Raw genomic sequence first — 19,343 nt, forward strand, 5'->3', positions numbered from 1 at the left:
ATGGCCACGCCTCCTCCGAACGCACGGCGCACGGCGCCGGCCGAGCTCTGCCGCGTCGCTGCGGCGCTGCTCCTCGCCGCGTCGCTGCTCTCGGCGGGCTGCAGCCGGCTGTCCGCCCGGTCGCCCCCCGCGCGCCGGGTGGAGCCGCAGGTCCGCGCCGTCCTGCAGGCCCACATCGCCGCCGCGCATCCGGCGCCTCCGCGCGAGCGAAAAGTCCCGCTGCTGCTCGTCGCCGACGCCGCGGGGAGCGCGCCCGCGCCCGAGAAGGGCCCGCAGGGAGCGGCGGCGCCGCCGGCCGAGGTCGCCGTGTCGGCGGCCGTGCCGTTCGCGCCGGGCGCGCTGCGCGACGTAGAGCTCCTCCGCCTGCACGACGACCGCGGCGCGGCGGTCCCGCTCCGCGCGAAGCCGCTCGCGGTCTGGCCCCAGGACCGCTCGATCCGCAGCGCGCTCGTCGCTTTCCGCGCCGCGCCCCCGACAGGAGGGCGGGCGATCTACACCCTCGACTACGGCGCCCCTCCGCCGGGAGCTCCCCCGCAGCGCGCCGGCGCGCCGGCCACCCAGGCCGCAGAGACCGCGCAGGGCGCCGTGCTCGACGAGGCGCTCCTGCCGAACCCGGACGGGCCGATCGCGGCGGTGCTGCCGCCGTCGTGGTACGCGGCGAGCCTGGTGTCCGGGCCGCAGCTGCCGGCGATGGACGATCGCCGCTTCCCCGGGTTCGAGACCGGCATCGAGGGCGCGCTCGCCCGCATGACGCCCGCCTACGACGCGTACGGCGTCACCTGCTCGGCCCCGTACCGCACGTACTACGACGGCCCGCACGCGCTCTACCAGCGCTTCCTCCGCAACGGCGACGCCGCGCGCTACCGGCGCGCGCGCGCCGAGGCCGTCTGGTACCGGCAGCACGAGCTCAGGTTCTCGCCCGATCGCCGCCTCGCGGTCCACGTCTGCGAGCGGGAGGACTGGACCCCGGCGGCGCCCCTCTCCTGGCAAGTCCTCCGGCGCATGCTCGGCCAGGGCATGGTCGACGACTACCTGCTCACCGGCGATCCGGCGGCCAGGGAGGCCGTCCTCGCCATGGGCGAGGCCCTCCGGCAGAACCAGGCCGCGCTCACGGGCGGAAGGGAAGACGTGCTGCGCGTGACCGAGCGCAACATGGCCTGGGTGATGATGACCCTGTCGAGCTACTACGCGCTCGACCCGCGGCCGGAGCTCCTGTCGGCGCTGCGCGGGCTCGCGGATCGCACCGTCGCGTGGCAGCAGCAGGGCGCGTCGGGCGCGTTCGAGCACGACCTGACCCGCGCCGACCCGTCGGAGTGCGAGCGCGGCCCGCGCGGCGGCTCCCCGTTCATGACCGCGCTGCTCGTCGACGCGCTCATGGACTACCACGCGCTCACCGGCGACCCGCGGGTCCGCGACGTGGTCGCGCGCGCGGCAGATTGGCTCGCCGAGCGCGCCATCACCTCGGACAGGCGCGCGTTCCGGTACCTGTGGGGCTGCGAGACCGACGCGTACGACGACAGCGGGACCGCCGACCTCAACCTGCTCATCGTGCCCGTGTTCGGCGCCGCCTACGCGCTGACGCGCGATCCGCGGTGGATCGAGGTCGGCGACGCGCTGGCCGACGTCGGCGTGAAGGAGATGCTGGTGAAGGAGCCCAAGCACTGGAACCAGGCCATGCGCGCGTTCGGGCGCTACCTGGGGTACCGGGCGGCGCTCCCCGGCGCGGCGAGCGAATGGCAGCTGTCTGGCGGTCCCTAGAGCGACGGTCACCCGCTTCGGATACGGGCCCACCTCGACGTTTTCGGTGCTCAGCGCACCGGAGTGCGCTTGCGCGCCGAAAACGCCGATCTGGGCCCGTCTCCTGTGCGGGTGACCGTCGCTCTAATGGCCGTTTCTGCGTCCGGGCGCGGGGCCGTTGCGGGCGTGCGTGCCGTTGACGTGCAGGCCCGCCCTGCCGTCGCCGGCTTGCTGGAGCGCATAGCCGATGCCGCTCTGGAGCGTCCCCTTGGTCACCACGGCGCCGAGATCGACGCCCAGATCGATGAGCGTCTGCGCCAGCTCCGCGCGGATGCCGGTGATCACCGTCTTCGATCCGAGCAGCCGCAGCGCCGTCGCCGTGCTCATCAGCGTGCTCGCGACCGCCGAGTCGAGCACCGTCACCCCGGTGACGTCGATGATGACGACCTTCGCCCGGTTCGCCTGGACGCCGTTCAGCGCCACCTCGAGCGCCTGCTGCGCTCGCGTGGAGTCGATCGTCCCGATGAGCGGCATCACCATGATGTGATCGGTGATCGGGATGAGCGGCGTCGAGAGCTCCGCGAGCCGGGCGCTCTGCGCCTCGATGACCTCCGCCTGGAGCGCCGCGCGCTCCTCCTCGGCCCGGGCGCGCTCCCCCTCGGCCCGGGCGCGCTCGACGAGCTCCAGCTGCAGGCGCTCGTTCGTCTGGCGGAGCTCCTCCGTCTGGCACGCGACCTCGGTCTCCAGGCGCTCGTTCGAGCGGCGGAGCTCGGACGTCATCTCCGCCAGGTGCCCATAAAGCAGGGCGTTCTTCACGGCCACCGCCGCCTGGGAGGCCAGGAGCCCGAGCGTCTCCAGCTGCGCCGCGAGCAGCGGCTCCGGCGCCGCGTCGCCCTCGATGTAGAGGACGCCGATCAGCTCTCCCTGGCACATCATGGCCAGGCAGAGGATCGACCTCGGCCCCTTCTCCGCGAGGTACCGCGCGTCCGCCGGGCGGGCGTCGCGGCTCGTGTCCCAGACGAAGATCGATTGCCGGGCCCTCGCGACCTCCTCCACGAGCGACACAGCGAGATCGACCCCCGGGCCCACCGGCGTCGAGAGCCCGAGCACCACCGTGTCCGGATCGCTCGTGATCGACGCCTCGATCACCAGCCCGGACTCGCGCGAGAGGACGAGGACGCACTTCCGCGCGCCGGCGTGCTCCAGCGTGAGCCGCATCAGCCGGTCGAGCACGTCGTCGAGGACGATCTCGCCCGAGACCGCCTGCGCCGCGCGGATGACCGTCGCCATCTGCGCCTGCGCCTGCGTGAGCCCCGCGAGCGCGCTCTCCAGCGCGACCGTGCGCTCTCCCACGCGCCTCTCCAGCTCCTGCGTGAGCCGCTGCAGGGCCGCCTCCGCCGCGATCCGCTCGTCCACCTGCGCGGCCAGGTGCATCGTCAGCCTCCTGAGCTTCGTGTGCACCCGGACGCGCGCGAGCAGCTCCTCGTCCAGGAACGGCTTGGCGAGGTAATCGACGGCCCCGAGGTTCAGGCCCTTCACCCGGTCCGCGGACAGGTCCGTGCTCGCCGTCATGAAGATGACGGGGATCGCCGCCGTGGCCGGGTCGCCCTTCAGCTGGCGGCACGTCTCGAATCCATCCATCCCATCCATCTTCACGTCGAGCAGGATGAGATCCGGCATCCCCTCCCTCGCGAGCCGGAGGGCGCGCGCGCCGTCCACCGCCACCGCGACCTCGAAGCCTGAGCCCGTCAGGGTATCGGACAAGAGACCGAGGTTCCTCGGGTTGTCGTCCACGATGAGTATCGTCCCGGCTTCACTGGCATCCATCCTTCTACCCTCCAGGAACAGGAAGCGCGCGCTCCCATCGCCGCAACCAAGGCGCGCGCCGTCCAAGCGACGTCAATCGCGTAGGTGCATCTTGATGAAATCTTCAACGGCTTCCATCTTGAAATCCTGCATCAGGCGGCGCAGGTGCCTGCAAAACGGCGCGAGCTTCGGATCGGCGCGATCGAGCCTGTCGAGGTGCTTCTGGAGCTGGTGGAAGAGCCCCCTGTGCGCGAGATCGAAGAGATTTCGCAGATCCTCGGCGGCGGGGGCGGTCACCGGGAGATCTGCGCCGCCGGCGAGCTCGGGTGAGCTCGGGTCGCGGTGGGCGCCGGCGGGCGCCTCGCCCATCGCGCCGGGATCGCCCTGCTGCTCGTAGATCCACGAGACCCCGAGGTGCCGCTGGATCTTGTCGAAGAGCTCCTCCAGCTGCAGCGGCTTCGGGAGGAAATCGTCGGCGCCCGCGGCCAGGCTCTTGTCCTGATCGGACAGGAAGACGCTCGCGGACGACGCGAAGATCTTCAATCCTGCTCGATCCGGCGCCTTCCGGAGCAGCCGGATCATCTCCCAGCCGTCGAGCTCCGGCATCGCGAGGTCCGTGACCACCAGGTCGAACTCGCGCTCGGACGCCGCCGCGAGGCCCTCCTTGCCGTCCGTGGCCTCGGACGTCTCGAACCCGACGGACTGCAGCATCTTCACGAGCACCGCGCGGTTCTCGGGCTTGTCGTCGACCACGAGGACCTGCCGCCGCCTGCCCTCGTAATCGACGATCGCCGACGCGGGCCGGAGCGCCGTGGGCTGGGTTCGCCGGGGCGACTCGGCCAGGATCACGTCCATCCAGAACACGCTCCCCTTGCCGGGCTCGCTCCTCACCTCGATGGAGCTGCCGAGCAGCTTCATGATCCGCTGGCTGATCGCGAGCCCGAGCCCCGTCCCGTCGACGCGGCGCTTGCCGTCGCTGGCTTGCTTGAACGGCAGGAAGATCTGGTCGAGCTGATCCGGGCTGATGCCCGTCCCTGTGTCCTCGATCTCGAAGCGCACCCGGTGCGTCCTGAGCGGCGCGCTCTGGATCGCGGCGGAGTCCGGCGCGGAGGCGTGCGGCGGGCGCGGCCCGTCGCCCAGCCGCTTGATCGTGAAGGAGACGCGGCCCTTCTCGGTGAACTTCACGGCGTTGCCGAGCAGGTTGATCAGCACCTGCCGCAGCCGCCGCTCGTCGGCGACCACGTCGGTTGGGAGCTCGGGATCGGGCGTATACACGAGCGCGATGCCCTTCTCCTCGGCGCGGATGCGGCAGATCTCGGCCGTCGATCGCAGGAACGAGGGCAGGTGGAAATCGTTCGCGTGGGCCTCCATCGCCTGCGCCTCGATCTTCGCCAGATCGAGGACGTCGTTGATCAGCGTGAGCAGGTGGGCGCCGGAGCGATGGATGATGTCGATGCCGCGCAGGTCCTGCTCGCCCAGCCCCCGCGAGCGCCGGAGGATCTGCGCGTAGCCGAGGATGCCGTTGAGCGGCGTCCTGAGCTCGTGGCTCATGTTGGCGAGGAAGTCGCTCTTCGCCTTGTTGGCGGAGTCCGCGGCGATCTTCGCCTCCTTCAGCTCGGCCGTGCGCTGCTCGACGCGGTGCTCGAGCTCCTCGAACGACCCCTGGATCTGGCGCGCCATCTGGTTGAACGCCTCCGCCAGGGTGCCCATCTCGTCGTGGGATCGCACCTCGACCGCTGTGTCGAGCCTCCCGCTCGCCAGCTGCGACGCCGCCTGGGCGAGGCGGGTGATCGGCCTCGTCAGGACCTGCGCCATCAGGACGGCGGCCGCCGTGACGATCGCGGCGATCAGCGAGGCGAGCAGCAGCGCGTCGCGCGTCGTCTTTTCCTCGATGGGCTCGAGGAACGCCGCCTCCGGCCGCACGAACGCCACGGTCCACGGCGGCTTCTTCATGCCGTCGAAGGCGCTCACGCGCGCGAGGGCCACCGCGCTCATGGGGGCGTCCCTCGCGGCCATGCGGGCCCGCAGGAAGCGGCTCGCCGCCGAGGTCGGGTCCTGCTCGGTCTCGAACCGGCGCAGCCCCTCGTCGAAGGCCTGCACGTCGGTCGACAGCTCCGCGGCCGGCTTGTCCGGCAGCCGCCGCTCCGCCTTGAGCCGGCCTTCGAGGTCCGGGGCCAGCGGCACGAGCGACTTGAACACGAGCTCCGGCGAGCGGCCGTGCGCCAGTCGGACGTGGTGCTCGTCGAGGAGGATCGCGAACGCGTCCGACGCCTTCAGGAGCTGCGTCTGGGAGAGGATGATCCGCTGGACGGCGGACAGGTTGTAGGTGCACCGGAGCACGCCGATCGTCTTCTTCTTGTTCAGCGCGTCGCGGACTGGGCTGCTGAAGACGAGCTGGGGCACCTCGCCGGCGAACACGACCGACGACGCGTAGGGCAGGCCCGTCTCCATCGCGCGGACGAAGTAGTCCCTCCTGGATTCGTCCCTCTCCGCGGGCGTCTGCACCGTGTCGAGGACGTTGTGCCCGCGCTCGTCGAGCAGCGCATAGGAGAGGATGTTGATCGTGTCCTTCCGGATGAGCCCGTGCAGCGTCCTCGACGCGAACGCATGCGCCTCGCTCCCGCTCCGCCGGTCCTCGTCGTCGAGGCTCAGGTAGCTGGTCAGGCCGGGCAGGCGGGCCTCGACGCGGACCGCGTCCAGGTTGCTCTCGACGAAATCGTCGACGCTCGTCGCGGCCTGCGACGCGGCCGCGGCGAGCGCCTGGTTGGCGCTCTCGGTCAGCACCGTCTCGTTGGTCCGCTTGTTCAGGAGCGTGAGGATCGAGAGCGGCGCGAGCGCGACCGTCAAGAGCGCCACGATCAGCTTCATGCGGAGGGTGATGAGCGGGGCCTGCTGCTGCATTGCGCGACTCATGGCGTTCGTCGAACCTCCGTGGCGATGCTGTCCAGGTGCTCCGCGGGCCGCGGCGATCACTCCCGGTTCGTGGCGGGCGGCAGGAACGACGAATCGAAGATGTTGTCGAGATCCGGGCGGCGCCCCAGCTGCCCGTCCTGGACAAGGAAATCGATGTGCTTGTTGACGAGGGGGGCCAGCGACGTGGGGTCGTTGTTCGGGGCGAACCTTCGTCGGACCTCCTCCAGCGAGAAGAGCTCGTATCCGTCCGTGCTGATGTCCGAGGCCGGGATCTTGAGCGCCTTCGCGATGATCTCGTTGCCCTCCTGCGGGTGGGCCTTCCAGAACTCGACGGCCTGGAACCAGGCCCGGATGAAGGCGCGGACATCGTCGGGCCTGTCGCGCAGCACCGTGCTGCGGAAGAGCGTGAAGTCGGCGAACAGCCCGGGCGTCTCCTTGCTCGAGAAGATCGCCTTGGCGCCGGACTTCGCCGCCTGCGTGACATAGGGCTCCCAGGTGTGCCCGGCCTGGATCGTATTGTTCGCCAGGAACGGAGCGACGTCCGTCTCGCTCACGTTGACCAGCGTCACGTCGTCGATGGCGAGCCCGTTCCTCTCCAGCATCTCGCTGACGAGCATCTCGCCCATGGCGCCGGTCTTGGCCGCGATCTTCTTCCCCTTGAGATCGGAGATCGTCTGGATCTCCGGCCGCGCCATGATGACGTCGGCGCCCGCCGTCTGGCCGGAGTAGAGGACGACCCGCGCATCGGGCTCCCTCGCGAGGATGCGCACGACGACCTCCATGGTCCACGGCAAGCCGTCGACCTTGCCCGCCGTGAAATCGGAGATCATGCCGTAGAGATCCGGGTTGAAGACGAGATCCACGTCGACGCCCTGCTGGTCGAAGAAGCCCTTCTCCTCGGCGATCGACAGCGGGAAGTACCCGAGCCAGTAGCCGTGGCTGAAGCGGAGCGGCGGCCGCGCCTCCTTGCCCCGATCGCCGGGCGAGGGATCCGGCTGGCACGCCGAGGCGAGGACGGACAGCGCGGTGACCGTGAGCCAGCCGAGGGTGCGTCGCACAGCCGATGTCTTCATGGTCGGGGCTCCTTCCCGGGGCGTGCAGGGCGCGTGTCGAACGGGCGCGCGACGGGCTCCCGCCGCGCGCCGTGATCCCGGCGCCGAGACGACGGCCCGACTGCGAGGCCCCCCTGCATGTTGCGCAGCCTACCATGAACCGCCGCAGCGCCGCGATGTCCGGCGACCGGATCACGGCGATCCCGGGGCTGTCTCGAGGAGCGCCGACGCCGTCTGCCCGACAGGACTGCCTCGCACCGTCGCGGCCCCTCGGTAGGTTGCTCGGCGCAGGTGTGCCGAAGGGATCGATTGCTGAAGCAAAACCATTGCGATATTGCAATGCGAGCCGGCCACGACTACCTTTCAATAACCTTCGCGACTTATCGTCTGCTTGCCATTCGAAATCATGTGAGGAGAACCCCACTCATCGGAGGTGACTCATGGCCTCGTACTTTGTCGTGCGCGACGTCCTCTCCCGTCTCGTCGCGGCGTCGGCGCTGCTCGTGGGCCTCGCGGCCGGCCGATCCGCCGAGGCGGCGTCGTCTTTCACCCTCTTCGAGAGCGGCCATGTGCGTCCGCTCGCGCTCTCGCCCGACGGAAAGCTGCTATTCGCCGTGAACACACCCGACAACCACCTCGAGGTGTATCGGGTCAAGGATCAGGGTATCGAGCACCGCGCCTCCATCCCCGTCGGCCTCGAGCCGGTGGCGGTGGCGGCGCGGAGCGATACCGAGGTCTGGGTCGTCAACCACCTGTCGGACAGCGTGAGCGTCGTCGAGCTGTCCCAGGGGGCGAGCTCGGGCCGGGTCGTGCGGACGCTGCTCGTGGGCGACGAGCCGCGGGACATCGTGTTCGCAGGCCCAGGAAAGCGCCGCGCGTTCATCACGACGGCGCATCGCGGACAGAACATCCCGTTCGACCCCCAGCTCACGACCCCCGGCGTGGGCCGGGCGGACGTATGGGTCTTCGACGCCAATCACCTCGGCACGACGCTCGCCGGCACGCCGCTCACGATCGTCACGCTGTTCAGCGATACCCCGCGGGCGCTGGCGGTGACGCCGGACGGCAGCAAGGTGTATGCGGCGGCCTTCCACTCCGGGAACCGCACCACCTCGCTCCACGAGGGCCTGATCCCGAACGGCGGAGAGGCGGCGGGGGGCGTGCCGGGGCCGGCCACCAACGCGGAGGGGATCCCGCACCCGGAGACGGGGCTCATCCTCAAGTTCAATGGTGTCCACTGGGTCGATGAGCTGAACCGCGTCTGGGACAGCTCCGTCCGGCTCTCGCTGCCCGACAAGGACGTGTTCGTCATCGACGCGAACGCGAGCCCGCCGAGGCAGCTGCCCGGCGCGGCGGGGTTCTACACCGGCGTCGGCACCATCCTCTACAACATGGTGGTCAACCCGGTCAGCGGGAAGGTGTACGTGTCGAACACCGAGGCGGGGAACGAGAAGCGCTTCGAGGGGCCCGGGATCTTCGCCGGCCACACGATACGAGGCCACCTGCACGAGAGCAGGATCACCGTCCTCGGCCCGGCGGGCAGCGTCACGCCGAGGCACCTCAACAAACACATCGATTACGATGCTTGCTGCGCCCCGGTGCCGAACGCCGAGAACCAGAAGAGCCTCGCGCTCCCGCAGCAGATGGCCGTCACGGGCGACGGCAAGACGCTGTACGTGGCGACGATCGGGTCGTCCAAGATCGGGGTGTTCAGCACCGCCGCCCTGGAGAACAACACCTTCACGCCGAGCACCTCCAAGCAGATCCCGGTGCCCGGCGGCGGCCCGACGGGGCTCCTGCTCGACGAGGCGCGGCGGCGCCTGTACACGATCACGCGGTTCGACAACGCGATCTCGATCCTCAGCACGACGACCAGGGCCGAGATCGCGCACGTGCCGATGCACAACCCGGAGCCGCCGAGCGTGGTCGCCGGCCGCCGGTTCCTCTACGACGCGTCGTTCGCGTCGAGCCACGGCGACTCGTCGTGCGCGAGCTGCCATGTCTACGGTGACTTCGACAGCCTGGCGTGGGACCTCGGGAATCCGGACGAGGTGGTCCTGGACATCCCGGGGCCGTTCGAGTCACACCCGCTGGACTTCGGGATACCCGACACCCACCACCCGATGAAGGGGCCGATGACGACGCAGAGCCTCCGCGGCATGGCGAACCACGGGCCGATGCACTGGCGCGGCGATCGCACCGGGGGCCGCGACGAGCCGAGCGCGCATCCGGACAGCGGGACGTTCGACGAGGTGGCGGCGTTCCTTGAGTTCCAGGCCGGGTTCACGGATCTCGTGGGGAGGAGCGAGTTCATCCCCGAGGCCGACATGCAGGCGTTCGCCGATTTCATCCTGCAGGTCACGTATCCGCCCAACCCGATCCGGGCGCTGGACAACTCGCTCACGCCGGCGCAGCAGGCCGGGCGCAGCTTCTTCTTCAACAACGTGTCCGATTTCAGCGAGGAGGGCACCTGTGTCTCGTGCCATGTGCTCGACCGCCACGCGAACGAGGAGTTCGGCGTCGATGCGCCGGGCTTCTTCGGGGGGGATGGCCGGTACACGTTCGACCTGGAGACCGAGGCCTTCAAGTCGCCGCACTTCCGCAATCTGTACCAGAAGGTCGGCATGTTCGGGATGGCGAACAACGATCTCTTCCCGGGCAGCGACGCGTTCCTGGGCGACCAGGTCCGCGGGTTCGGCTTCAACAACGAAGGGGGCGTCCCGACGCTCTTCCGCTTCGTGAGCTCGGCGACCCCCGACATGGGGTTCAACCAGTCGCCGCTCACCCCGGGCGGGTTCCCGCCGGGGCCGGAGGGCGACGTGATGCGGCGCCAGGTGGAGCAGTTCCTGCTCGCGTTCGACAGCAACCTGGCGCCGATCGTCGGGCAGCAGGTGACGCTCACCCGGAACAATGCCGCCGTGGTCGGGCCGAGGATCGATCTGCTCCGCGCGCGGGCCGATGCAGGGGAGTGCGATCTCGTGGTCAAGGGATCGGACGACCACGAGACGGCGGGGTTCCTCTACGTCGGCGCGGGCCTGTTCGTCGGCGACCGGATCTGCGACGCGCCGATCCGCGACGCGGCGCTGCGGCACCGGGCCTCTCGCAACCGGGGCGAGCTGACGTACACGTGCGCGCCGCCTGGCTCGGGGGAGCGGATCGGGCTGGATCGCGACGGCGACGGATTCCGCGACGGCGACGAGGAAGACGAGGGCAGCGACCCGGCAGACCCGTCGAGCACGCCCTGAGCGTCGCGCCACGCCCATCGCTCGCGCGACTGCCATCATGATGGAGGCGCTGCTCGTCCCTTGGCGCGGCCTGGCGACGAGCAGCGCGAGGGCGGCGCTACCCCGCCGGCCGGAGCCGGAACGCGCCGCAGTCGGGGTGCTCGATGCGCCCGGCGAAGAGCGAGCCGTCGAACGCGAGGTCACCCTTCATGCCCACGGTGACGTAGTTGGGCGGGCGCTCGAGCCAGGCGCCGGGCGAGAACGATGCGGTCCGCGTCTCGGCGTCGTAGCGGCCGCTCATGAGGTATTTGCCGGCGGCGCCGGACTCGGCATGATGAAAGCCGAACACGGCCTTGATCCTGTCGCCCTTGACCTCCAGGATCCGGAACGTCATCTCGGTCGTGCCCTGCGGGCAGTCGTAATCGCCGATCCAGGTCCGCGTCCGCTCGAACGGGTTGTCACCGGGGAATTCGTCCGGCACCCAGCCGTCGGCCGCCGTCATCGCCGGCGCCGGGGGCGGATCCTGGAGGACGATGTAGATCGTCTCGGCGGCGGGCGGCGGCTCCGGCGCGCGCGGCTCGGCCAGCGTCGGCGCGGGGCCGCACCCGGCCAGCAGGAGGGCCGCGCATGCGGCGCAGCGCAGGGCCGAGCGCCGTCGGGGAGCGGGGGCGTTCGCGGTACCCATGCGCGGGAGAGTACCACGGGGAGGGCGCGAGGCGCGCGCTTCAGCGACGGCAGCCGATGCGCTCGGTCGCCACGACGACGTCGTCGTACAGGATGGTGTGTGCGTCGGAGACGGTCATGCCGAGCTCTTCCATCTCCGCCCGCCGGCGAGCGTTGGAGTCGCGCTCGTAATAGGCGTCGAGCATGAAGCTCTTGAAGCGCACGTCATCGCTCGATCGGAAGTCGAAGCCACCGAACGGCTCGGGGGGCGTGCACGCGCTGAAGTCGCACCCTCCCGTGTGGAACTGGTCGCGGAGCCAGGTGCCGTCGGGGTAACCGGGGCGGTAGTCGCCGATCGGCACGCCGTCGATCCAGAACGCCAGCGCGCCGTCGCTCTGGCCGATCGTGTTGGCGCGCGCGTGCATCTCGACGCAGAACCAGCGGTCCCGCGGGAAAGGCGCCTGCCCCGGCGGCTGGAAGCCGTTTCCGTAGTGGTACGTCGTGCCTTGATCGCCCGCGCAGCCGGGCGTCGCTGTCCCGTCGTTGCAGCGACCGGAGCGCATCTTGTACCAGTAGACGTAGAAGTTGAAGACGTCGTCTGTGTTCGTGTCGAAGTCGAACCAGAAGCCCCCGTCTCCGGGCGGCACCGTGTTCGCGAGGCCGCTGCTGTCCCAGCTCTCGGTGCCAGCCGCCATGCGCACCCAGTGGTGCGGGTTCGGGGCGAGCTCGGGGAAGCGCACGTGGAAGCGCCAGTAGATCTCGTCGACGCGCTCGTGGGTGACCCACGTGGACGAAGAGATGTACGTCTCCTCCGCCAGATCGGCGGTCGTCACGGTCGAGCGCAGGTAGCCCTGCCCGGCGTGGGCGGTCGCCGCGTCGGCCTCGATGTGCAGATAGCGCGTGTCGGCGGTGGGCCCGTCCCAGCGCCCCCAGCCCTGCTCGAAGTCGTCGTGGAAGAGCACGGCGGGGTCCTCAGCGATCCCCTCGTCGTCCGGGTAGCGCTCGCTCAGCGTGCCGGACGGCGACGTGTCGCCGCCGCCCCCGCCGCCATCGTTCGTTCCGCCGCCCCCTCCGCCATGGCTCGTCCCGCCGCCGCCGCCGCCGGCGTGCGGCGAGGGCGCGTCCAGCCCTGAGCCGCCGTCGCCGCCGGAGCCCGACGTGGAGTCGCAGGCGGCGAGGAACATCGCGATCATCAGGGGAAATTGCAGATGGTTCTTCATCCTTCCACGCTATCCGCAGCTCCGCCGCCTGCGCGAGCGCCCGAGGAAAAAATGCGGAATACCCGGTGGCGGGCGGTGTAGGTTCTCTGTCCGGCGAGCCGCGCTCAGGATCAGGCTGCCCTCACCGCGATCGGAGAAACTCCGGATCTTGCAGGCCTGTGTTCGCATTGAAAGCGCTTGACAGAACGATGGCGGGTTGGTTGACCTTCCGCCAGGAATCGCGACCCTGAAGCCAGCGCCAGCCGGACTGTCGGACTGAAAGCGACCGTTCAGGCCGGCGCCGCGACGACATGCTCCGTCTCCGCGACGGCGAAGAGCCGTGATTGAAGCGAGGTGCGTCGATGCCCGTGCCTGGACCGCTCGATCGAATTCCGCTCCTCGCCCGTCGTGGCGCTCTTCATCGAGTCGCTGAACCGGACGATCGAACTCCACACGATGCGCGTCAGGGTGGCCGTCCGCAGCGGTATTCCAGGGGTCCTGTGGGCGGCGCTCTTCGCGGTCGCGATCCTGAACCTGATGGCCGTCGGTTATCACGCCGGTCTGGTCAAGACGCGCCGGTCCCCTGCGGTCGCGACGCTGGTCATGAGCCTCTCGGTCGTCATGCTGTTGACCGCCGACCTCGACCGCCCGCAGGAGGGGGCTCTGCAGGTGAGCCAGCAGGCGATGATCGATCTGCGGCGCACGATGGGTAATTGAACATCCTTCGTGCGTCTGGCGGATGTCCGAGGATCTGAACGGCTCGTCCCGCGCTGCCGCGGGATGAACACCGAGGGAGGGACGGAAGAGGGAGATGGTCACAGTCGACGGATCATCCACGGTCACGGGGGAGTGGGCGATGCCGCACCTCTCCGCGGAGGAGCATGCGGCTCGTGGCAAGGCGGAGCGCGCGGAGATCCCACGTGCCGCGCACGCGACTTGGGAGGCGCTGCCCTACCGGCCCGATCCGATCGCGCTTCTGGAAGAGCAAGCGAAGACCCGCGTGCCAGAGCTCGTGCCGATCCGCTACGGCCGGATGCTGGTCTCCCCGTTCACGTTCTACCGGGGTGCAGCGTGCGTGATGGCCTCCGATCTGGCCGCGACGACGCGCTCGGGCCTGAGGGTGCAGCTCTGCGGCGACGCGCACCTCTCGAACTTCGGGGTGTTCGGATCCCCCGAGCGCCGCATGGTATTCGACATCAACGACTTCGACGAGACGCTTCCGGGACCGTGGGACTGGGACGTGAAGCGGCTGGCCGCCAGCATGGAGCTGGCCGGGCGCGACAACGGCTTCTCGAAATCGGCGCGGTCCGACATCGTCCTGACGACCGTTCGCGCGTACCGTGAGGCGATGCGGAGCTTCGCGGCGCTCCGCAACCTGGACGTCTGGTACGCGAGCCTCGACATCCAGCAGATCCTGGACCGCTTCCGCTCGCAGGTGGGTCGCGATCGTCTGAACGTCACCGAGCGCAACGTCGCCAAGGCCCGGACGAAGGACAGCCTTCAGGCCTACGAGAAGCTGACCCGCGAGGTGGCGGCCGGCGGCGAATCATCAGCGATCCTCCCCTGATCGTCCCGATGGAAGATCTCGTGAAGGGCCTGGACCGCGAGCAGCTCGAGCAGCAGGTGCGCGAGATCCTGCGCGGCTATCGCAGCACCCTTCAGGCCGATCGGCGGCACGTGCTGGAGGGGTACAACTTCGCGGACATGGCCCACAAGGTCGTCGGGGTCGGGAGCGTCGGCTTGCGCGCCTGGATCATCCTGCTGTTCGGCCGTGACGACCAGGACCCGCTCTTCCTGCAGGCGAAGGAGGCGCAAGCGTCGGTCCTCGAGCGGTTCCTTGGCAAGAGCGCGTACCCCAACAGCGGCCAGCGCGTCGTGGCGGGCCAGCGGCTGATGCAGGCCGCGAGCGACATCTTCCTCGGCTGGCAGCGCGTGCAGGGCGCCGACGGGATCGAGCGCGACTTCTACGTGCGCCAGCTGCGCGACTGGAAGTTCTCGGTGGACATCGCCGCGCTGGATCGGGTCCTGCTGACGACGTACGGCGGCCTCTGCGGCTGGACCCTGGCGCGCGCGCACGCGCGCTCGGGGGATCGGATCGCGATAGCGGCGTACCTCGGGAAGGCAGACACCTTCGATAAGGCGATCGCCGCGTTCGCGATCGCCTACGGCGATCAGACGGAGCGCGACCACCAGGCGCTGGCGACCGCGGTGAGGAGCGGGCGCATCCAGGCCGAGAGCGGGCTCTGAGCGGCGACGACGCGGACGAGCGGGAGCGAGACAGCGCGCGAAGGATTGCGGATTGGGAGAGACGGAGCCTTGCAGGAGGTCAGTCAGGCCGGAGGTCTAGAACAGCCTGACGTCAGTGACGGAGGATAGTCCTCCATCACCACACTTCAACCCGGAGCGGGACATTCCATGCATTCGTGACAAGGAGCTGGTATCCCGCCCACTGGCGGGCGACAGACGCGCTCGTCCCCGGCGGCGTGCAGAGCTGCTCCGAGGGCGCGTTCCAAACCTTGAGCGACACGCATCCCCAGTCCGTCCCGGATTCATTCGTGATCTTCACATTGGTCCATCCCCACCAGCTCCATGTCGGGAAAGTCGCCTGTTGGCCTGGGTACAATGTGAGATTTGAGAGTTCCAGCGCAGTCTCTTCGGTGGACTCTTCGGCGTCATATTCGCCGTTGATCGTCTCGTTGTCCGCCTCCTCAGGGGCAGCAACGCAAGCGGTGAGCGCGAGCGCGGTGAGAAGAGATGAGATGAGAATGTATTTGTGAATCATGGCGTTCCTCCGGTTTGCGTGGATGGTGTTAAGCGGATTTGTCGAATGGTTGTGCGCCTTTACCGCGGAGAGGGGCAGCTCGATGGGCCAGCCGTGCTCGCCGGTTCATCGTGCCGCTATCCGTCGGCGGCGGTGGCTCGGCGGTGCGAGCCACTGCTCGTGGCATGTTCCTTCACGAACGTTCCAACTCGCTACCTGGCCCCATCACCTTGGCGAGGGGTGAGCGGTGAACCGTGGCCGTGGACGAGCGCGCTCGTCGCGAATCCCGCGTGAGCGATGCGTCTAAATCGCTAGCAGACGTGGCAGCAGGAGTAGTACCCCCCAATGCAGCAGCACATCGGGCACTGGCTTTGGCGTTGGGCCTCACGGCCCAGCTCAGAGGTGGCGTCTGCAAAATCGATTCGGGCCACCACGACGCCGAGGTCATGCGACGCCAATACGGCGTTGACCACACCGACGATCGAGGGCCGTACCCTCTGGAGCACCTTCAGGTTGGCCTCTTCCACCGATGTCAGCTCTCTCTTCACTCCCGACTGCACAGGCTTCTCGTTCATGATGGTCTCCTTGGCAAAACAATCACCACGTCATGGCGGAAAAGTAAGCGCCCAGGAAGGTGGCATCAGTCCACTTCGCCGCGCTTACCCGTCCCCAACGAGTTGAGCCTCAGCTGCGGGGCGTGCCGGAGAGCAAGACGTGCGTGCTCCCGTCACCGCATTGCGGATGAACTCGACTCTACATGGTTTCTACGCCGCCGGTGGAGCGCGGTGACATGATGCTCGTGCATTTGTCGTTTGTGGTCTTCGGGATCGCAGAGCTCGCGATCCGGCCCCATCAAGGCCGCAGGAAGGCAGGAACCACGAGCACCCCGAGTGCGGTGAACACCGCAATCGGCGCGACGTGACTGGCGAGGACGTGCAGCGGTGCTGAGGCGGGGCAGTGGATGACGAGGGCGAGGCCCGCCCACGCGCCGCTCGCGGCCCCCACGGCGGCGCCGCGTAGCCTTGCGGATACGGGGACGGCATGACGCAGCGCCCAGGAGAGCGCTGCTAGGGCGACGGTGCCGATGATCGCGGCGAGGACCATGCACGGCAGCCCGAAGGGATGCAGCCGCGCAGACGCAAGAATGTCCTCGTGATTGGCGGACTCCAGCGGAAAGAAGAGGGAGATCACGAGGAACGCGGGCGCTATCACAAGGCTCGTGGCGCCGAGCAGTCGCGCCGCTGATCCGAAGCCGGCCGGGCCGGGCCGGACCGCGACTGCGGTGGTGCCGATGGTGAGGAGTCCGAGCAGGGCGAGCTCGAGCACCAGCTGCTCGTCTGGAAGAGAGGGTAGGTCGCCGCGAAGCAGCGGCCGGCCGAACAGCGCGTGGCGCCCGAGCAGCGTGATGGCGACGGCGCACGGAAGCGCGCAGGCGACCAGCGCCAGGCGATGTCGGAGCGGCCATTGTGGCGCCGGCGTCTCCGCGATCGCCGTGGCCAGGCGGGCGTGGAGCTCATCCGGCGGACCCGGCGCCGATTCGAAGCGACGGGGGATCTCGTGTGCAAAATCCTTCTCGATCATGGCTTGCCTTCGTCCCACCCTGCGTGGCGTAGCGCAGTTCTGATCTGCTCGTAGGCGCGATGGGCGCGCTGCTTGACGACATCGCCGGTCGTGCCGAGTACGCTCGCCGCCTCGGCGACGCTGAGCCCCTCTTCCCGCAGGAGGACGTAGGCGCTCCGGTTCTTCTCGGACATTCGCCCGATCTCGCGATCGACGACAAGCAGCATGTGGCGCGTGCATACGTCGTCCTCCGGCGAGCCGTCGCGGCTCGGCAACGAGCGGCACGTGATGGGCCCGCCATCGGCGTCGTGCAGGTCCTCACGACGTCGCTGGCGGTGACGGACGCGATCCAGATGCGCGGAGCGCGCGATCGCGAATGCCCAGTGGAGGGCCGGCGCGCCAGGTATGTAGGAGGCGCGTGCGCGGTGGAGCCGGAGGAACGCGTCCTGGAAGAGATCGTCCGCGTCGCTGCGATTTCGTGCGAGGCGCAAACAGAAACAGTGCAGGCGCGGCGCAAGCGCCTCGTACAGCTCGCCGAAGGCGGTCGCCTCACCCGCCGCGTAACGCTGCATGACGCCGTTGAGCCGCGCGGCAGCGCGGACCAGCGACGGTTCAGTCGCGGTAACCGTGCGAGGGTCGGCAGGACAAATGGGGAGCGGGCGCTCAACCAGCTCTGCGCCGCCCATGGTCACGTTGGAGGTCATGTCCTCTCCCGACGGGTGTACGCCGCGTCCGTGCGCCGGTGACATTTTCTGCGACCTCGACGCTACGACGTCGTGCTGCGGCGACCCGGCGCAGGTCGGGAGACCGCGACGAGAAGGCCGCGCCCGCAAGCGCGGGGCCGAGCGTCTCAGCGATGGTTCCTAAGGTGCAGCCGGACGTGCGTGCCGATTATCCCGGTAAACGACCGTTCTGTCCTTCGCCTGCTCCCAGCCGCCCCAGGGGAAACCGGACGCCGACGGCGTGGTCGTGCTGCGGTGAGTCGGTCGTGTGAGTCATGGGTCTGCGTCGTGGCAGTCGGCTAGCGTTGCCACTCGATCTCGGTGACCGGAATGCCGTGATCGCTTCGCCGTGAGGGCCCGCGTCCCGGGTTGACCGCACGGCGTTCATCCTGGAGGTGGTCGTTGAAGATGCGGGTGTTGCGCACGGTGGCGATGCGATCGGGATTGCGATGGAAGAACTCCTGGCTGACGAATATGTGATCGAGGAGCTCGTAGCGGCCGTTGAAGATATGAGTGTAGCTGACGTCGCGATAGCTCTCCTGCTCCTCGAGATCGTGAACGCTGTAAAGAAGGCGGTCCCACTCGACCTTCTTGTCCTCGAGGCGCGCGAAGCGGAAGGGCTCCTCGCCGGCGATGATCTGGGTCGTGACAGCCGAGAGGTCGTCGTTGAGGTCGCCGAACAAGATCACCGGCTTCTGGTTGTCCTGGGTGGCGTCCACGATCAGCTTTCGGAGCGCGATGGATTCCGCGGCACGAACGATGAGGGAGCGAGCGCTGCCCGCGGCGGTCACGATCGGGTTCTTCTCGTCGCCCATCTCGCGCTCGAGGAGCAGCGGGCGCTTCGATTTCAGGTGGGCGACGAAGACCGTGGCCGTGACGTCGTCCCGTAGCCGGACGTCGGCCTGGATCACAGGGCGCTGAAAGCGGGTGACGGGAAGGCGTTTGAGGTCGGTGGCCGCCTCTCCGCTCTGAATCTCGATTCCCTTGACCTCGTCGGGGAACTCGACGACGGTTCTCGCGGCGATGATCGGATATTTGGAGATCAGCCCCACGAAGGGGCCCGCTGCTTCCTTTCGATCGTTTGCGTCGCTCGTGATGTTCTTTCCGTCTTTGATGTCGGGGGCATAGGTGTGGTCAAACCCGGCGAGCGTCGTGACCTTGTTGAGCGCCGTGGCGCTGAAGAGCTCTTGAAGCCCCGCCAGGCTGACGTTGCCCTCCTTGAGGACGCGGGCGATCCATTCGACCTTGTCCTCGTATACTCCGGTCGAATACGGTTTGTCGTTCGGGCGTCCAGCGAAGAACACGCCGGGGTGCAGGAGATTCAGGGTGTTGAACGTCGCGATGGCGAAACTCTTGGCCATGGGGCCCTCCCTCGAAGGTGACGATTTCCTGGTGCAATGGTACAGCGCGACGGCATCGACTGGGCGAGTGGTGCAATCGAGCTCCATCCTGCCCACGGCAAGCGTGGGGAGCGCGCGCACTCCCGATGAGTGTACGCCGCTTCTCGGCGCCGGTGACATTTTCCTCTGCGAGCCCCTGGCGATCACGCCACGCCGCGGATCGACCCGGGTTGGTGACCCGGCCCGGATTGGACGCCCGATCGAGGCCGGGGTGGCCCGCGTCCGGCGAGGCGCGACGCACGCGCCTCCGCGGCTGGACCATTCCTGGTCGATCGACGACCCGATGCAGCGCACGCCCGTGGACGA

At 68.9% G+C, this 19,343-nt stretch carries 13 protein-coding genes and 1 pseudogene; 4 read left to right on the top strand and 10 right to left on the bottom strand.

Features of this window, described 5'->3' with window-relative positions; translation table 11 throughout:
* A complete protein-coding gene (locus WMF19_RS11185; RefSeq protein ID WP_437899069.1) occupies positions 1–1,758 on the top strand; it encodes a hypothetical protein in 1,758 nt (585 codons plus the stop codon).
* Positions 1,759–1,881: 123 nt separating this feature from the next.
* Here the strand turns inward: WMF19_RS11185 and WMF19_RS11190 are convergent, their stop codons facing one another.
* The 3 genes from WMF19_RS11190 to WMF19_RS11200 all read right to left on the bottom strand — a co-directional run bounded on the left by WMF19_RS11190 (position 1,882) and on the right by WMF19_RS11200 (position 7,529).
* Complete coding sequence (locus WMF19_RS11190) at positions 1,882–3,564, bottom strand: response regulator (protein ID WP_437899070.1); 1,683 nt, start codon at positions 3,562–3,564, stop codon at positions 1,882–1,884.
* A 72-nt stretch (positions 3,565–3,636) separates the two neighbouring features.
* A complete protein-coding gene (locus WMF19_RS11195; protein ID WP_437899071.1) occupies positions 3,637–6,456 on the bottom strand; it encodes an ATP-binding protein in 2,820 nt (939 codons plus the stop codon).
* A 56-nt stretch (positions 6,457–6,512) separates the two neighbouring features.
* Positions 6,513–7,529 carry an ABC transporter substrate-binding protein gene (locus tag WMF19_RS11200; protein WP_437899072.1) on the bottom strand — a complete coding sequence of 339 codons (1,017 nt, stop codon included), beginning with the start codon at positions 7,527–7,529 and terminating at the stop codon, positions 6,513–6,515.
* A gap of 419 nt (positions 7,530–7,948) precedes the next feature.
* Here WMF19_RS11200 and WMF19_RS11205 point away from each other — a divergent pair, with 419 nt between their 5' ends.
* Entirely contained in the window at positions 7,949–10,753 is a 2,805-nt protein-coding gene (locus WMF19_RS11205) for a hypothetical protein (protein ID WP_437899073.1), read from the top strand.
* 97 nt (positions 10,754–10,850) lie between these two features.
* Here the strand turns inward: WMF19_RS11205 and WMF19_RS11210 are convergent, their stop codons facing one another.
* Together WMF19_RS11210 and WMF19_RS11215 are read right to left on the bottom strand one after the other, a co-directional pair.
* Entirely contained in the window at positions 10,851–11,417 is a 567-nt protein-coding gene (locus tag WMF19_RS11210) for a hypothetical protein (RefSeq protein ID WP_437899074.1), read from the bottom strand.
* A gap of 40 nt (positions 11,418–11,457) precedes the next feature.
* A complete protein-coding gene (locus tag WMF19_RS11215) occupies positions 11,458–12,615 on the bottom strand; it encodes a hypothetical protein (protein WP_437899075.1) in 1,158 nt (385 codons plus the stop codon).
* Between the two features lie 387 nt (positions 12,616–13,002).
* Between WMF19_RS11215 and WMF19_RS11220 the strand changes: the two genes are divergently transcribed.
* Both WMF19_RS11220 and WMF19_RS11225 read left to right on the top strand, forming a co-directional pair.
* On the top strand, positions 13,003–13,311 hold the full coding sequence (locus WMF19_RS11220; RefSeq protein WP_437899076.1) for a hypothetical protein: 309 nt from the start codon (positions 13,003–13,005) through the stop codon (positions 13,309–13,311).
* Between the two features lie 94 nt (positions 13,312–13,405).
* A pseudogene (locus tag WMF19_RS11225) lies at positions 13,406–14,841 on the top strand (DUF2252 domain-containing protein).
* 136 nt (positions 14,842–14,977) lie between these two features.
* On the opposite strand, the gene WMF19_RS11230 reads toward WMF19_RS11225, so the two are convergent.
* The 5 genes from WMF19_RS11230 to WMF19_RS11250 all read right to left on the bottom strand — a co-directional run bounded on the left by WMF19_RS11230 (position 14,978) and on the right by WMF19_RS11250 (position 19,085).
* On the bottom strand, positions 14,978–15,376 hold the full coding sequence (locus WMF19_RS11230) for a hypothetical protein (RefSeq protein WP_437899077.1): 399 nt from the start codon (positions 15,374–15,376) through the stop codon (positions 14,978–14,980).
* A 290-nt stretch (positions 15,377–15,666) separates the two neighbouring features.
* Positions 15,667–15,930 carry a hypothetical protein gene (locus tag WMF19_RS11235; RefSeq protein WP_437899078.1) on the bottom strand — a complete coding sequence of 88 codons (264 nt, stop codon included), beginning with the start codon at positions 15,928–15,930 and terminating at the stop codon, positions 15,667–15,669.
* A gap of 277 nt (positions 15,931–16,207) precedes the next feature.
* A complete protein-coding gene (locus tag WMF19_RS11240; RefSeq protein WP_437899079.1) occupies positions 16,208–16,936 on the bottom strand; it encodes an NrsF family protein in 729 nt (242 codons plus the stop codon).
* Positions 16,933–17,619: an RNA polymerase sigma factor gene (locus WMF19_RS11245; protein ID WP_437899080.1), complete on the bottom strand. Its 687-nt coding sequence runs from the start codon at positions 17,617–17,619 to the stop codon at positions 16,933–16,935. The genes WMF19_RS11240 and WMF19_RS11245 overlap by 4 nt, the downstream gene beginning before the upstream one ends.
* Before the next feature lie 317 nt (positions 17,620–17,936).
* Positions 17,937–19,085, bottom strand: coding sequence for an endonuclease/exonuclease/phosphatase family protein (locus tag WMF19_RS11250; protein ID WP_437899081.1), 1,149 nt, complete (start codon positions 19,083–19,085; stop codon positions 17,937–17,939).
* Positions 19,086–19,343: the final 258 nt, after the last annotated feature.

Source organism: Sorangium sp. So ce124, assembly GCF_051525235.1.
GTDB lineage: Bacteria > Myxococcota_A > Polyangia > Polyangiales > Polyangiaceae > Sorangium > Sorangium atrum.

Bases quoted from the DNA above. Each gene is read 5' to 3' on its own strand.
- WMF19_RS11185 (WP_437899069.1), top strand. From the start codon at position 1: ATGGCCACGCCTCCTCCGAACGCACGGCGCACGGCGCCGGCCGAGCTC.
- WMF19_RS11190 (WP_437899070.1), bottom strand. From the start codon at position 3,564: ATGGATGCCAGTGAAGCCGGGACGATACTCATCGTGGACGACAACCCG.
- WMF19_RS11195 (WP_437899071.1), bottom strand. From the start codon at position 6,456: ATGAGTCGCGCAATGCAGCAGCAGGCCCCGCTCATCACCCTCCGCATG.
- WMF19_RS11200 (WP_437899072.1), bottom strand. From the start codon at position 7,529: ATGAAGACATCGGCTGTGCGACGCACCCTCGGCTGGCTCACGGTCACC.
- WMF19_RS11205 (WP_437899073.1), top strand. From the start codon at position 7,949: ATGGCCTCGTACTTTGTCGTGCGCGACGTCCTCTCCCGTCTCGTCGCG.
- WMF19_RS11210 (WP_437899074.1), bottom strand. From the start codon at position 11,417: ATGGGTACCGCGAACGCCCCCGCTCCCCGACGGCGCTCGGCCCTGCGC.
- WMF19_RS11215 (WP_437899075.1), bottom strand. From the start codon at position 12,615: ATGAAGAACCATCTGCAATTTCCCCTGATGATCGCGATGTTCCTCGCC.
- WMF19_RS11230 (WP_437899077.1), bottom strand. From the start codon at position 15,376: ATGATTCACAAATACATTCTCATCTCATCTCTTCTCACCGCGCTCGCG.
- WMF19_RS11235 (WP_437899078.1), bottom strand. From the start codon at position 15,930: ATGAACGAGAAGCCTGTGCAGTCGGGAGTGAAGAGAGAGCTGACATCG.
- WMF19_RS11240 (WP_437899079.1), bottom strand. From the start codon at position 16,936: ATGATCGAGAAGGATTTTGCACACGAGATCCCCCGTCGCTTCGAATCG.
- WMF19_RS11245 (WP_437899080.1), bottom strand. From the start codon at position 17,619: ATGACCTCCAACGTGACCATGGGCGGCGCAGAGCTGGTTGAGCGCCCG.
- WMF19_RS11250 (WP_437899081.1), bottom strand. From the start codon at position 19,085: ATGGAGCTCGATTGCACCACTCGCCCAGTCGATGCCGTCGCGCTGTAC.